13 protein-coding genes and 1 pseudogene are annotated in these 13,191 nt (G+C 73.9%); 5 read left to right on the forward strand and 9 right to left on the reverse strand.

From position 1 onward, the window contains the following. Positions 1–104: 104 nt before the first annotated feature. Positions 105–605 carry a DUF2000 domain-containing protein gene (locus AB0G56_RS11965; protein ID WP_360967424.1) on the reverse strand — a complete coding sequence of 167 codons (501 nt, stop codon included), beginning with the start codon at positions 603–605 and terminating at the stop codon, positions 105–107. Positions 606–654: 49 nt separating this feature from the next. Between AB0G56_RS11965 and AB0G56_RS11970 the strand changes: the two genes are divergently transcribed. After that, the gene (locus AB0G56_RS11970) at positions 655–1,470 is read left to right on the forward strand and encodes an AraC family transcriptional regulator (protein ID WP_360967427.1); all 816 of its coding nucleotides are present in this window, start codon (positions 655–657) and stop codon (positions 1,468–1,470) included. Positions 1,471–1,490: 20 nt separating this feature from the next. On the opposite strand, the gene AB0G56_RS11975 is transcribed toward AB0G56_RS11970, so the two are convergent. Together AB0G56_RS11975 and mshA are read right to left on the reverse strand one after the other, a co-directional pair. Beyond that, a complete protein-coding gene (locus tag AB0G56_RS11975) occupies positions 1,491–2,000 on the reverse strand; it encodes a YbjN domain-containing protein (RefSeq protein WP_360967430.1) in 510 nt (169 codons plus the stop codon). 14 nt (positions 2,001–2,014) lie between these two features. Next, entirely contained in the window at positions 2,015–3,352 is a 1,338-nt protein-coding gene (gene mshA, locus AB0G56_RS11980) for a D-inositol-3-phosphate glycosyltransferase (protein ID WP_360967433.1), read from the reverse strand. Positions 3,353–3,658: 306 nt separating this feature from the next. Between mshA and AB0G56_RS11985 the strand changes: the two genes are divergently transcribed. From AB0G56_RS11985 to AB0G56_RS11995, 3 genes are all read left to right on the forward strand, one after another. Then, positions 3,659–4,444 carry a class I SAM-dependent methyltransferase gene (locus tag AB0G56_RS11985; RefSeq protein WP_360967668.1) on the forward strand — a complete coding sequence of 262 codons (786 nt, stop codon included), beginning with the start codon at positions 3,659–3,661 and terminating at the stop codon, positions 4,442–4,444. 166 nt (positions 4,445–4,610) lie between these two features. Continuing rightward, a complete protein-coding gene (locus tag AB0G56_RS11990; RefSeq protein ID WP_360967436.1) occupies positions 4,611–5,765 on the forward strand; it encodes an NlpC/P60 family protein in 1,155 nt (384 codons plus the stop codon). Positions 5,766–6,142: 377 nt separating this feature from the next. Beyond that, positions 6,143–7,519 carry a SpoIIE family protein phosphatase gene (locus tag AB0G56_RS11995; protein ID WP_360967438.1) on the forward strand — a complete coding sequence of 459 codons (1,377 nt, stop codon included), beginning with the start codon at positions 6,143–6,145 and terminating at the stop codon, positions 7,517–7,519. A 68-nt stretch (positions 7,520–7,587) separates the two neighbouring features. Here AB0G56_RS11995 and AB0G56_RS12000 read toward each other — a convergent pair whose 3' ends face one another. The 4 genes and pseudogenes from AB0G56_RS12000 to AB0G56_RS12015 all read right to left on the reverse strand — a co-directional run bounded on the left by AB0G56_RS12000 (position 7,588) and on the right by AB0G56_RS12015 (position 10,135). Next, positions 7,588–7,935, reverse strand: a complete 348-nt coding sequence (locus AB0G56_RS12000) for a DUF2516 family protein (protein WP_360967670.1) — start codon at positions 7,933–7,935, stop codon at positions 7,588–7,590. A 98-nt stretch (positions 7,936–8,033) separates the two neighbouring features. Next, positions 8,034–8,768, reverse strand: a complete 735-nt coding sequence (locus AB0G56_RS12005) for a hypothetical protein (RefSeq protein ID WP_360967441.1) — start codon at positions 8,766–8,768, stop codon at positions 8,034–8,036. An 86-nt stretch (positions 8,769–8,854) separates the two neighbouring features. Next, positions 8,855–9,412, reverse strand: coding sequence for a helix-turn-helix transcriptional regulator (locus AB0G56_RS12010; protein ID WP_360967444.1), 558 nt, complete (start codon positions 9,410–9,412; stop codon positions 8,855–8,857). Between the two features lie 73 nt (positions 9,413–9,485). After that, a pseudogene (locus AB0G56_RS12015) lies at positions 9,486–10,135 on the reverse strand (RraA family protein). 283 nt (positions 10,136–10,418) lie between these two features. Here AB0G56_RS12015 and AB0G56_RS12020 point away from each other — a divergent pair. Next, positions 10,419–11,279, forward strand: a complete 861-nt coding sequence (locus AB0G56_RS12020) for a nitroreductase/quinone reductase family protein (RefSeq protein ID WP_360967447.1) — start codon at positions 10,419–10,421, stop codon at positions 11,277–11,279. Positions 11,280–11,293: 14 nt separating this feature from the next. Here AB0G56_RS12020 and AB0G56_RS12025 read toward each other — a convergent pair whose 3' ends face one another. Together AB0G56_RS12025 and AB0G56_RS12030 are read right to left on the reverse strand one after the other, a co-directional pair. Next, a complete protein-coding gene (locus AB0G56_RS12025) occupies positions 11,294–12,013 on the reverse strand; it encodes a TetR/AcrR family transcriptional regulator (RefSeq protein WP_360967450.1) in 720 nt (239 codons plus the stop codon). A 45-nt stretch (positions 12,014–12,058) separates the two neighbouring features. Beyond that, positions 12,059–13,189 carry a phosphotransferase gene (locus AB0G56_RS12030; RefSeq protein WP_360967453.1) on the reverse strand — a complete coding sequence of 377 codons (1,131 nt, stop codon included), beginning with the start codon at positions 13,187–13,189 and terminating at the stop codon, positions 12,059–12,061. Positions 13,190–13,191: the final 2 nt, after the last annotated feature.

Here is a 13,191-nt window from a genome sequence, read left to right on the forward strand (position 1 = left end):
AGGTCAGTGCCGCCTGACGCCCCGAGCGGGCCTCCGAGGTCAGTGCGGCCCGACGTCCGGAGCGGGGCCTCGGGGTCGCCTCGCCCCGCCGTTCCGCGCCCGCCTCACGGATGCATCCGCGTGCCCTTCAGTACCTTGTCCACCGCGTTCCGCGGGCCGTACACCGCGAGTCCCACCAGGTCCAGGCCGGCGGTCCCCACCGCCCGGACCGCCGCGCGGTTGTCGCGGTCGTTGCCCGTGGTGAACAGGTCCGAGGTGAACACCGCGCGCGGCAGGGCCCGGGACAGGGCCTTGGCGTGGGCCGCCGTCAGCGTCTCCTTCGTGCCCTCGAAGACCAGCACCGGCTGACGGAACATCGGCAGGTAGGACACGTCGTCGGCGTCCTCGTACGGCTCCCCGACCACTTCCGGGACGGTCGTGCCGAGGCCGCTGACCAGGAAGGCGGTCACGTTCAGGCGCTGCCAGGTCTCCAGGTCCTCGCGCAGCAGGACGGCGATCTTGGTGTCGAAGCGGATCGGTGCGTTCGGCTCCGGCTGGGAGGTGGGCCTGGAGTTCGGCCCGGAGTTCGGTCCGGAGTTCGGTCCGGAGTTCGGCTCAGAGTTCATGGAGTGAGACTGCCGGGCACGCGGGCACCGGGTCTTGTACGTTCTTTGCGTGGCCGCCGAACAGGCCGGGCAGGCCGAAGTCTCCGCGTGGCGCCCTCGTGTCCCGGGCGTCGTGGAGGTCTTCCACGCCCACTTCACCGAGTACGCGTACCCGATGCACGTCCACGAGGCCTGGACGCTGCTGATCGTCGACGACGGCGCCGTACGGTACGACCTGGACCGGCACGAGCACGGCACCCCGCACGACACGGTGTCCCTGCTGCCGCCGCACGTGCCGCACAACGGTTCCCCGGCGCTCCCCGGCGGCTTCCGCAAGCGGGTGGTGTACCTCGACAGCAGCCGGCTGGGCGAGGAACTGATCGGGGCGGCCGTGGACGGGCCGGACCTGCGTGACCCGGTGCTGCGGCGGCGCGTCGGCCAGCTGCACTCCGCGCTCGGCCGCCGCGGTGACGAACTGGAGGCCGAGAGCAGGCTGGCGCTGGTCGGGGAGCGGCTGCGGGATCATCTGCGGCACCGGGTGGCGGACCCGGAGCCGCCACGGCGGGACCCGGTGCTCGCCCGGCGGCTGCGGGACCTGCTCGACGCGCGGGTGGTGGACGGGGTCCCGCTGGAGGAGGCCGCGCGGCTGCTGCACGCCCACCCCGCGCACCTCGTACGGGCGTTCAGCGGGGCGTACGGCATCGCCCCGCACCAGTACCTGATGTCACGCCGGGTCGGCCGGGCGCGCCGGCTGCTGCTGGACGGGCTGCCACCGGGCGAGGTGGCGTCGGAGACCGGGTTCTGCGACCAGGCGCACCTCACCCGGCACTTCAAGAAGCTGGTGGGGGTCACCCCGGGGCGCTTCCGGGGCCGCGGCGCGCGCTGAGCCTCGCCGGGCCGGCCCGTTCAGTCCGCCGGGCGCTGGATCAGGTGCGTGAACGCTTCCAGGTTCCGCGTCGACTCGCCGCGCGACACCCGCCACGCGTACTCCTTGCGGATCGCGGAGGCGAAGCCCAGCTCCAGGAGGGTGTTGAAGGCGCCGTCGGCCGCCTCCAGGACCTGGCCGAGCAGGCGGTCGATCTCGTCGGCGGTGACGGAGGCGAGGGAGAGGCGGGCGGTGGCGTAGACGTCGCCGAGGCGGTCGACGGCGTAACTCACGCCGTACATCTTGAGGTTGCGTTCCAGGAGCCAGCGGTGGACGCCCGCCTCGTTCTCGTCGGGGTGACGGACGACGAAGGCGTTCAGGGAGAGGGAGTGACGGCCCACCAGGAAGGAGACCGTGGTGGAGAGCTTGCGGGTGCCGGGGAGCTTGACGACGTAGGTGCCGGGCTCGGGGCTCTCCCACTCCAGCTCGGCGTCCTCGAAGACGGCTTCGAGGACCTGCCGGGCCTGCCCTGCCCTGTCTGTGTCACCCATGGTGGGAGCGTACGTCACCCGTGGTGGGAGCGTACGCGACGGCGGTGGGACTGCAGCGCCGCCGTGTACACCTCGGCGGTCGCCGCCGCCGAGGCGTCCCAGCCGAAGGAGCGCGCGTGGCGAGCCGCGGCGGCGCCCATCCGGTCGGCGAGGTGGGGGTGGTCGGCGAAGTCGCCCAGCACGCGCGCGTAGGCCGCCGGGTCGTGGCCGTTCACGAGGAACCCGGTCTCACCGTCGCGGACGGCCACCGGCAGGCCGCCGACGGCCGCCGCGAGGACCGGCGTGCCGGCCGCCTGGGCCTCTATCGCGACCAGACCGAAGGACTCGCTGTAGGAGGGCATGACCAGTACGGAGGCGGCCCGGAACCAGTCGGCGAGCTGCTCCTGCCCGACGGGCGGGCGGAACCGTACGACGTCCGCGATGCCCAGCCGCGCGGCCAGTTTCTGCAGGCCCTCGGGCTTGGCGAGGCCGCTGCCGCTGGGGCCGCCGACTATCGGGACGACGATGCGGGAGCGCAGGTCGGGTCGCTCGCCGAGCAGGACGCCCACGGCCCTGAGCAGCACGTCGGGGGCCTTGAGGGGCTGGATGCGCCCGGCGAAGAGCGGGATCAGGGCGTCCTGCGGGAGCCCGAGGCGGGCGCGGGCCGCGGCGCGGCCGTCGCCGGGGCGGAAGCGGTCGAGGTTCACGCCGGGGTGGACCACGGCGACCCTGGCCGGGTCGGCCGTGTAGTGCCGTACCAGTTCCTCGGCCTCGTCGTCCGTGTTGGCGATCAGCCGGTCGGAGGCCGCGACGATCTGCGTCTCGCCGATGACGCGGGCGGCGGGTTCGGGCGTGTCGCCCGCGGCCAGGTTGGCGTTCTTGACCTTGGCCATGGTGTGCATGGCGTGCACCAGGGGCACGCCCCAGCGCTGGGCGGCGAGCCAGCCGACGTGCCCGGAGAGCCAGTAGTGCGAGTGCACGAGGTCGTAGTAGCCGGGGCGGTGGCCGGCCCAGGCCTGCATCACGCCGTGCGTGAAGGCGCACAGCTGGGCCGGGAGTTCCTCCTTGGCCAGGCCCTCGTACGGGCCGGCGTCGACGTGGCGGACGAGGACGCCGGGCGCGAGGTCGACGCGGGGCGGCAGGCCGCCGGCCGTGGCCCGGGTGAAGATCTCCACCTCGATGCCCTGGTCGGCCAGGCGCTGGGCCAGCTCGACGATGTAGACGTTCATGCCGCCCGCGTCGCCGGTGCCGGGCTGGTGGAGCGGTGAGGTGTGCACGGAGAGCATGGCGACGCGCCGGGGCCTGCGGGAGAGCCGCAGCCGCGCGGGAGCCTGCGAAGAGCGGCGCCCGAGCCTGCCGACGTACTGGCTCACGTGGCGTTCCTCCTTGCTGCGGGCATGCCGTACCCGGGGCGCGGCGCGCCCTTCAGAGGGCAACGCCACAAGGGGCCCCGCCATTTCCGCCGCCGGGCTCTTTGCTCAATCATTACCTGATCTCGCTCAACCGTTCGATGGCGGAGCGCGTGCCGCGTGGGCACCCTGCCCCGCTCCCGCCCTGCCCCGCCCGGTGGCACGCGGTGTGCGTCCGGAACCGGGTGCCCCCATACCCTCGTATCCATGACATCCCGCGCAGCGACCCTCCCCCGCTCCCGGTCCCGGTCGAGCGGGAAGAGCCCCGTGGTGGGAACGGTGACGCGCGGGACGACCAACCCCAACCGGCTGCGCCGCATGGACCGCTGGATCGCGGCCGTGCACGGCCGCGAGCTGCGGCGCGCCGCCGATCCGGTGGCCGTCGACCTGGGCTACGGGGCCGCGCCCTGGACGGCCGTCGAACTGCTCCAGCGGCTGCGCACCGCGGCTCCCCGCGCGCGCGTGGTCGGCGTCGAGATCGAACCGGCCCGGGTCGCCGCCGCGCACCCCTACGAGCGCGAGGGCCTCGTCTTCCGGCACGGCGGCTTCGAGGTGCCCGTGGCGCAGCGCCCGCTGCTCATCCGCGCGGCGAACGTGCTGCGGCAGTACGACGAGGCCGAGGTCGCCGCCGTCTGGGAGCGGCTGTGCGCGCGGCTCGCCCCCGCGGACGGGCACACGCGCGGGGGGCTGCTCGTGGAGGGCACCTGCGACGAGATCGGCCGTCGGCACGTGTGGGTGGCGCTCGGCCCGGAGGGGCCCCGGACCGTCACCTTCGCCACCCGGCTCGGCTCCCTGCACCGCCCCTCGGACCTCGCCGAACGCCTCCCCAAGGCGCTCATCCACCGCAACGTGCCGGGCGAGCCGGTGCACGCCTTCCTGCGCGACTTCGACCGCGCCTGGGCCGCCGCCGCGCCCTACGCCTCCTACGGGGCCCGGCAGCGCTGGATCCGCGCGGTGCGCGACCTGGCGGCCGACTGGCCGCTGACGGACGGTCCGGCGCGCTGGCGGCAGGGCGAAGTGACGGTGGCGTGGGAGGCGTTGGCGCCGCGCCGCTGACGGGAGCGGAGGGCGGGAACGATCTCCGCGAGCCGTACGTCACACAGGCGGGAGACCGGTACGGGTGGGACATCGGGTGCCGGCCCCTGTCGTTCCGGGCGCAGTCGTGGCAGTATCCCCCGGACGGGACATGTTACTGACGGTAAATCAGCTTGGGGGCTGGGATATGGGGCGGGGCAGGCGCAGTGTGCTCGCGGTGGCCGTGACCGTGGTCTGCGCGGTCACCGTGCTGGGGGCGTCCGGCACGGCGTTCGCGAGCGCGGGACCCGACCGCGCGCCGACACAGCCCGCCACGACATCCCTCACCCTCCCCTCCTCTTCCCCGACTCCTTCGTCCTCCTCCTCTCCCTCGCCCTCCGCGTCCTCCGTCACGGCCCCGCCGGACAAGGACCTGGAGGCCGTCCGCACCAAGCTGGACCAGCTCTACCACGACGCCGCCGTCGCCACGGACGCGTACAACGCCGCCGAGGAGAAGGCCCAGCAGCAGTCCGCCGAGGTCGTCGGCCTGTCCCAGAAGATCGTCGAGCAGCAGCGGAAGCTGGACGACCTGAAGGACCGCGCCGGCGCCGCGGCCCGCGCCCAGTACCGCACGGGCGGCCTGCCGCCCCAGGCCCAGCTGCTGCTCAGCAACGACCCGCAGCAGTTCCTCGACGGGGCGGGGCGGGTACTGGAGGGCGAGCGGGCGACCAGCGGCCTGCTCCAGGACATGACCCACGCCCAGCAGGACCTCCAGCAGTACGCCTCCGACGCCGCCGACCGCCTCCAGGAGCTGGAGGCCAACCGCAAGGCCAAGGCCACGGCGCAGAAGCGTATCCAGCAGCGGATCAAGGAGGCGGAACAGCTTCAGGCCAGGCTGGAGAAGCGGCAGCGGGAGCGGCTGGCGCAGCTGGAGCGGCAGGCCGCGCAGCAGGCGCAGGCGGCCTGGCTGGACACCGGCATCCTCAAGGAGATCGGCGGCAGCGCGACCGAGGCGGACAAGAAGGCCGTGGCGTACGCCACGGCCCAGATCGGCAAGCCGTACGAATGGGGCGCGGAGGGCCCGAAGACGTACGACTGCTCCGGGCTCACCTCGCAGGCCTGGGCGGCCGCCGGCCACCCGGTGCCCCGGACCTCGCAGGAGCAGTGGAAGCAGCTCAAGCACGTGTCCGTGAAGGACATGCGTCCCGGCGACCTGATCATCTACTTCGGGGACGCCAGCCATGTCGCGATGTACGTCGGCGACGGCAGGATCGTGCACGCCCCGCGCCCCGGCCGCACGGTGACCCTGGCGGGCGCGGGCACGATGCCCATCCTGGGCGTCGTACGCCCCGACGCGGACTGAGGGGCGCGCAGGGCGGCCGTCCCCGGCCCGGGCGCCGCACGGAGGACCGGCCACCCCGCCCCGCCCGTGGCCACGGGCGCCGCACGGAGGACCGGGTCCTCTCCTTCCGCCCCGCTCCACCCCCGGTGACCTGGGCCATGTGATCCAGCGCACGCCCAGTCGGTCCCAAACCTGGTCCGACGTGACCTTCGTCATCCGGGTCCGCGGGGCGCGCTGCCCAACTCCGTTACGGATCGCGGCATATGACAACGGCCGAAGCGTGAGCGACGCGTCTCACACCATTCCCCCGCGGCGCCGACTACCGCTATGGTCCCCGTCGGTGGAACGAGGTCCCTCGTCCCGCCATGCCCTCGGGGGGAGGGAAGGAACCCGAAACGATGCCCGTGCCCGTACCGCGGCAGCGAGAGATCCCGGCCCTGGAGAACGGCCCGGTCCAGACCGCGCCCCACGGCGGCGGCCCCTCCGCAGCACAGGCCCCGCACGGCGAAGCCACGAAGGAAAACGCGAAGGAAACCACGGTCGAGAAGGACAACCGCACCGCCGGCCACCACGCCCACGGCACGAACCTCACGCTGCTGCTGATCGAGGACGATCCCGGCGGCTCACCGATCGTGCCCGAGCTGCTCGACGCGTCCGGCAAGCCGATCCGCGTCCGCACCGCCCGCAACCTGACCGAGGCCGGGCGGCTGCTCACCGACGACGTCCACTGCATCCTGCTGGACCTCGCGCTGCCGGCCCCCGGCCGGTCCGGCGCGGGAACCGGCGCGGGCGGCGGGGACGACGACGAGCTGGCCGTGCTCAAGCACGTGCTGGAGCTCGCGCCCCGGCACGCCGTGCTCGCGCTCACCGCGTCCGGCGACGCCGAGCGCGGCGCCCAGGCCGTGCGGGTCGGCGCCCAGGACTACCTGCTCCGCGACGAGCTGGACGGGCCTCTGCTGAGCCGCGCGATCCGGTACGCGGTGGAGCGCAAGCGCTCCGACACGGCCGAGCGGCGGCTCGCCGAGGGCCGGCTGCGCGCGCAGGAGAACCGCCGCCTGGAGCGCGGCCTGCTGCCGACGCCCCTGCTGGACGGTTCGACGCTGCGCTTCGCCGCCCGCTACCGGCCCGGCCGCTCGCGCGCCCTGCTCGGCGGCGACTTCTACGATGCCGTGCGCACCCCCGACGGCACCGTGCACGCCATGATCGGCGACGTCTGCGGGCACGGCCCCGACGAGGCGGCGCTCGGCGTGGAGCTGCGCATCGCCTGGCGGGCGCTGACGCTGGCCGGGCTGTGCGGCGACGAGCTGCTGAACACGCTCCAGCAGGTGCTGGAGCACGAGCGGGCCGACGACGAGATCTTCGCGACGCTGTGCACGGTGGACATCGCACCGGACGGGCGCCGCGCGGGCCTGTGCCTGGCCGGCCACCCCTCGCCGCTGGTCATCGCACCCGGCCTGCCCGCCAGGCTGCTGCCGTACGACAACAACGGGCCGGCGCTCGGGCTGCTGCCGGGAGCCCGCTGGCCCCGGACGCAGGTGGAGCTGGGCGCCGAGTGGAGCCTGATGCTCTACACCGACGGCCTGATCGAGGGCCGCATCGGCCAGGACGGCGAGCGGCTCGGCCAGGACGGCATGCTGGAGATGGTCCGCCGGCAGCTGGGCCAGGGCCTGCGCGGCGAGGACCTGCTGCGGGAGGCGGTCAACGAGGTCCGCGCACTCAACGGCGGCGAACTCACCGACGACGTGGCCGTGGTCCTGCTGGACCGGGAGCCGTAGGAGCCTGCCTCCCGGTGCCGGTCACGGCGTCGCCGGTGGGGCGCCCGCCGGTCGCGCCCGCCGGTCGTCTACCGGCCGCCGTTGTACGGTCCGTACGGGCCGTCGCTGCTGCTGCCGCCGCGGCGGCGGCCCCAGCCGCTGCCGCCGGAGACCTGCTTGAGCGCGGGGCGTACGTCCACGATGTAGACGATGCTCGCGATGACGCCGATGATCGGCAGGAACGACAGGATCGAGAACAGGTAGCTCACCACGAGCGCCAGGCCGAGGATGATCAGCCAGAACACCTTGTTCTGCTTGTCGGCCGCGCGGAACGCGTCCTCGCGCCGGATCGCGGCGTCGCACAGCCCGAACGCTGCCAGGACCATGAGGAGGATCTTCAGGATCCCCAGGAACCCCGCGAAGCCCAGCATCAGCATGTCGTCCACCGCCCGTTCTCGCCGACTCCTACGCCGCCACCGTACCCGTAGAACGGGCCGGGCACCCCAAGGGTGCCCGGCCGCTCGTCTCCCCCGCCCTACTTCGCGGGCGGCGTGGTCTTCCTGGCGTTGGCGGTGGGGGTGGAGGTCGTGGTGGAGGGCGTGGTCCGGCGCGCGGCCGGGGCCTTCTTCGCGGGCGCCTTCTTCGCGGGGGTCTCCTTCGCCGTGGGCACGGCCTTGACCCCGGCGGGCTTCTCCTCCTTCACGACGACCGGCTCGGTCCTGGGCTGCGGCTTGCGCGGGGCCTTGGGCTCGACGGCGACGGCGAGCTCCTCGACGTCCTCGGCGATGTCCTCGATGCCCTCGGCGGCCTGGCCGCGCCAGGTCCGCACGGCCTGCTCGCCGTGCTCGGCGACCTTCTCGTAGGTCTCACGGGCCTTGACGGCGTACTCGGCGGCGACCCCGACCCCGCGCAGGGCGAGGTCCTGGGCGTTCTCGCCGAGCTTCTTCAGGTCGGCGTCGAAGTTCGTGCTGAGCTTCTTGAGGTCGGAGTCCAGGGAGTTCAGGAACTCGGTGACCCTGGACTGGACGGTCGCCTGCGTCTCCTTGACGCGGGCGCCTGCCTCCTTCGCGCGGGCCGCGGCCCGCTCCTGGACGGCCTTGGGGTCGGTGTTGCGCACGGCGTCGATACGGGCCGGGGCCTCGGCGGCCAGCTGCTCCACCAGGGCGGGCACCTTCCTGGCCTGACGCAGGGCCAGGTCCGCGGTGCCGGCGGCGAAGTAGAGCGGGGTGGGGTCGCTGAGGGTCTTGCGCAGGTCGTCGGCGATGGCCATGGTGATGATCCTCCCGGATCGCTTTCGGCTGAGGGTGGTGGTGTGCGCCGCGTCCGCCGGCCGCCGGACCCTGGTGGGCCGCGGGGTCAGCCGGCCGTCTCGCGCGGGGCGGTGTCGCTGCCGCCGGACGCGGTGGTGGGCCGCTCGGCGGGGTCGGGGCCGCCGCCGTCCCGCGCTGGGGCGGCGGCGGATCGTATGGTGCCGTCGCCTTCGCCGTCGGCAGCGTCGCCGACGCCGTCGTCCGCGCGGCCGGCCGGCCCGCCGGTCCCGTCCCGGCCGCCGGCTCTGCCGGCCCCGAACCCGTTCTCCTTGCGGAAGGACTCGTAGACCTGGAGCAGCACCTGCTTCTGCCGCTCGTCGAGTGTGGGGTCGGCCAGGATGACGGCGCGGGTCTCCACTTCGTCCCGGTCCCGCTCGGCGTCGAGGATGCCGGCCCGCACGTACAACGTCTCGGCGGAGATCCGCAGCGCCTTGGCGACCTGCTGCAGGACCTCCGCGCTCGGCTTGCGCAGCCCGCGCTCGATCTGGCTCAGGTAGGGATTGGACACCCCGGCGGCATCGGCGAGCTGCCTGAGCGACAACTGCGCGTTGCGCCGCTGCTCGCGCAGGTACTCACCGAGATTGCCGACGTTGAGCGATGCCATGTCTCCACCATGCACCACCCTCGCTAACAATTGCAAGCACACTGCTTGCAAGAGTGCGCCTGCCGGGTCGCCCTCAGCGCGCCGGGGCCTGCTCCCCGTAGCCCTGCTCCTTCAGGATCGCGTCGATGCGGGCGCGGTGGGCCGTCTCCCAGTCGTCCAGGGTCTGGGCGGCCTCCTTCGCGAGGCGCGCGCGGGCCGCCGCCAGGATCCGGGCGGCGCGCGCGGCCGGGACCGTCACCACGCCCTCCTCGTCGGCCACGACCACGTCACCCGCGTCGACGCGGACGCCGCCGCAGAGCACCCGCTCGTTCAGCGGGCGCAGGGCCGACTTGCCGCCGGGGATCGGGATGACGCCCCGGGCGAAGACCGGAAGCCCAGCTCGCGGACCTCGGCCAGGTCGCGGATCAGGCCGTCGGCGACGAACGCGGCGACACCCCGGCGCTGCGCCACGGCGCACACGTTGCCGCCGGCGAGCGCGTACTCGAGGTCCCCGGACTCCACGACGATCACCGCGCCGGGCGCGGCCCGGTGGACGGCGGCGTGCAGCATGAGGTTGTCGCCGGGCGGGCACCGCACCGTGAAGGCGGGCCCGGCCACGCGCGGCACCGGCTGCCACAGCGGCCGGATGCCGATGTCCATGACGTGCTCGCGGCCCAGGAGGTCGGCGAGCGTGGTCGTGGGGATGTCCCTGAAGTCCGCGGCGGCGGTCTCTGAATCGGCCATGCAAACGACCCTAGTGGGCCGCAAGTCCGTTGCCCCGGGCCGTGCCGCACCGCTACGGTCTGCCGTATGACTGCCGGGTCGGCCTCGGGCCGTGAGCGAGTTGGGTGCCCGGCCTCCGAGTGAGGTCCGCGCGGGCGAGGAGCCCGCCGCTTTCTCTGCGTCTTCTGCACAGCACACACATCACAGCGCACCGCGCGCATTGCAGCGCAGCGCACCGCCGCGCAGCACATCGCCGCGCGCCAGAAGCCGGCAGCACGCCCAGAGAAAGCAGACACAGCAGCGCATGCCCAATGACTTCAACCAACGTGTCATCGACGAGTTCCGCGCCAACCGGGGCCGTCTCAGCGGGTACTTCGAGAACGCCCGCCTGCTCCTCCTGACCACCACCGGCGCACGTACCGGCGCCCCGCACACCACGCCCGTGGGCTACCTCCCCGACGGCGGCGACCGTGTCCTGGTCATCGCGTCGGCGGGCGGCTCGCCCCGGCACCCGGACTGGTTCCGCAACCTGCTCGCCCGTCCGCGCGCGACCGTGGAGGGCGGCGCGTTCACGTACGAGGCGCGGGCGGTCGTGCTGACCGGCGAGGAACGCGACCGGGCCTTCGCGCGGGCGGTGGAGGCCGACCCGGGCTGGGCGGCCTACCAGGAGAAGACGGAGCGGATCATTCCCGTGGTCGCCCTGTACGCGATCGAGCGCGGCGGCCCGCCGCAGGTCAGCGCCGCCTCCCCCGGCGAGGCGATCAAGGTGGTCCACGACGCGTTCCGCCGCGAACTCGCGCTGATCCGGCAGGAGATGGCCGCGAGCGGCGGCAGCACGCTCGGCGCGCAGTTGCGGGTCAACTGCCTCACCTTCTGCCAGGGCCTGCACAACCACCACACCGGGGAGGACACGGCGCTGTTCCCGTTCCTCGCCGAGCGCCACCCCGAATCCGCCGCGGTCCTGGACCGGCTGGGCGAGGAGCACGAGCGGATCGCCGGCCTCGTCGAGAACCTGCGCCGGGCGGTCTCGGGTGACGGGCCCACCGACGCGGCGCGCGAGGAGGTCGTACGGCTCACGCGGGAGCTGGAGGCCCACCTCGCCTACGAGGAGGAGCGGTTGATCCCCCTGCTCGACGCCGCGCCGGTCCCCGGCGGAATGACGTAACCGAGTTATATTATTTACCCTGTCGCAGATTCTCCCGCGCCCGCCGCCTCCGTGGTCCCAGTGGCGGGCGGGGGCGTCGCGCCGGGTCCCGGCAGGCAGGCCGTGAGCCGCGCGAAGGCCCGCTCGGCCGCCGCCACCGCGTCCGGCCGTACGTCCTCCAGCGGCTCCCCCGCCGCGATCCGCCGCCAGTTGTCCTGGGCGAGGACGCGCTGGACGGCGATGATCTGCCCGGCGGCCAGCCGCGCGTCGAGACCGCCGCCGAGGGCCCGCGCCAGCGCCGCCTCCGAGCGCTCCAGGTGCGTGTACGCGCGGGCGACCAGGGAGGGGGTGCCGTAGAGCAGCGAGTGGAAGGCGAGCACCTGGGGGTGGTCGTTGAGGCCGGTCACCGGGTCGTTGCGGCGCAGCCCGTCGAGGAAGTGCCGGCGCAGGGCATCCACCGGCGCGGCGGGCGCGGCGGCGGCCACGCGCGCGGCCTCGTCCTCGTGGTCGGCGATCCGGTGCAGGACCAGGTCCTCCTTGGCCGGGAAGTACCGGAAGAGGGTCGGCTTGGAGATCTCGGCCGCGGCCGCCACCTCCGCCACCGACACCGCGTCGAACCCCTTCTCCAGGAAGAGCCGGACGGCGGTGTCCGAGACCGCCTGGTACGTGCGCCGCCTCTTGCGCTCCCGCAGCCCCATGCCGTCACCGGCCGTATCGGCCCCGCCCACGCCACCGGTCCTGCCCGTCTCGCTCATGGGTCGAGCCTACGCAGCGCGCCCGGCGGCCGGACCGCGAGCGGGTCAGGGTGCCGGCCGGCCCTGCCGGGCGCCGTGGGCGCGGTGCCAGCGGGCGAGGGCGGCCACGACGGTGGCGGGGGCGGGCACGGACTCCAGGGCCAGCGGGAACGCGGCGGCCACGAGGACCCGGTGCAGCTTCCCGCCCAGCTCGGCGAGCCGCTGCCAGTCGGGATCGGGGCCGGCGCCCGCGTCCGCGGCCAGCGACAGCGCCGTGCGGATCACGTCCGTGAAGACCGACTGCGCCTTCTTGAAATCGACGAGCAGAGGCAGGTCGTGCTCCCAGCCCCGGGAGCTGCCCGGGCGGACGGCCTCCGCCGTGCGGCGCCAGGCCTCGGTCATCCGGCGCGCCTGCCCGCGCGGGTAGCGCATCAGGTAGAGGTGGGTGGCGAGGTCGTACAGCGGATCGCCGAACATGGCCAGTTCCCAGTCGATGGTCCACAGCCGGCGTTCCGCGTCGACGATGAAGTTCTCCCGGTGCAGATCGGCGTGCAGCAGGCAGAACGGGCGCTCGCGCAGCCCCTTCAGGTGCTTGCGCAGCCGCTTGAACGCCTCGCCGTCGATCCGCAGGTCGGCGAAGAGCCCCCCGAAGTCGGGGAGGTTGCGGGCGTAGACCCGTTCCTCCGCGAAGTGGACGAGCCGCTCCAGGAACGCGGCGGTGTCCCCGTCCGCCGGCCGGTCCGCGCTCTCGCAGCGACGCTCGACGGTGAGCATGCCGGGCGTCACCTCGATCAGCTGCCCGAACAGGCCGACGATCTGCCGGAACAGGCCGCCCGGCACGGCGCTCCCCGACGCGCACAGCGCCCCGAGGGTGCGGCCCTCGATGAACCGCTGCAGACCGATGCCGCCGACCTGGACGAGGTCCGGGATCCGGCCGATCCGGCCGTGCAGGGCCGCCAGCAGCTGCTCCTCCGAGACGAAGCAGCGGCGGTCGAACCAGAGGAGGTCGCTGCGCGGCTCCCGGCACTTCCACCGTCCGGGACGTAGCGCGCCCGACTCACCGGCCAGCGGGAACACGTACGTCTCGTGGTGGTACCCCTGGAGGGGTCCCTCGACCCTGCCCGGATCACCACTCGCCTCGACCGCGTGCAGCCGGGCGCTTGAAGCCAGTTCGCGTGAAGCCGGTTCGAGCGGCATTG

It is taken from the genome of Streptomyces sp. NPDC021356 (assembly GCF_040641015.1).
Lineage (GTDB): Bacteria > Actinomycetota > Actinomycetes > Streptomycetales > Streptomycetaceae > Streptomyces.

Bases quoted from the DNA above. Each gene is read 5' to 3' on its own strand.
- AB0G56_RS12010 (WP_360967444.1), bottom strand. From the start codon at position 9,412: ATGGCATCGCTCAACGTCGGCAATCTCGGTGAGTACCTGCGCGAGCAG.
- AB0G56_RS12000 (WP_360967670.1), bottom strand. From the start codon at position 7,935: ATGCTGATGCTGGGCTTCGCGGGGTTCCTGGGGATCCTGAAGATCCTC.
- AB0G56_RS11995 (WP_360967438.1), top strand. From the start codon at position 6,143: ATGCCCGTGCCCGTACCGCGGCAGCGAGAGATCCCGGCCCTGGAGAAC.
- AB0G56_RS11965 (WP_360967424.1), bottom strand. From the start codon at position 605: ATGAACTCTGAGCCGAACTCCGGACCGAACTCCGGACCGAACTCCGGG.
- AB0G56_RS12020 (WP_360967447.1), top strand. From the start codon at position 10,419: ATGCCCAATGACTTCAACCAACGTGTCATCGACGAGTTCCGCGCCAAC.
- AB0G56_RS12005 (WP_360967441.1), bottom strand. From the start codon at position 8,768: ATGGCCATCGCCGACGACCTGCGCAAGACCCTCAGCGACCCCACCCCG.
- AB0G56_RS12030 (WP_360967453.1), bottom strand. From the start codon at position 13,189: ATGCCGCTCGAACCGGCTTCACGCGAACTGGCTTCAAGCGCCCGGCTG.
- AB0G56_RS12025 (WP_360967450.1), bottom strand. From the start codon at position 12,013: ATGAGCGAGACGGGCAGGACCGGTGGCGTGGGCGGGGCCGATACGGCC.
- AB0G56_RS11975 (WP_360967430.1), bottom strand. From the start codon at position 2,000: ATGGGTGACACAGACAGGGCAGGGCAGGCCCGGCAGGTCCTCGAAGCC.
- AB0G56_RS11990 (WP_360967436.1), top strand. From the start codon at position 4,611: ATGGGGCGGGGCAGGCGCAGTGTGCTCGCGGTGGCCGTGACCGTGGTC.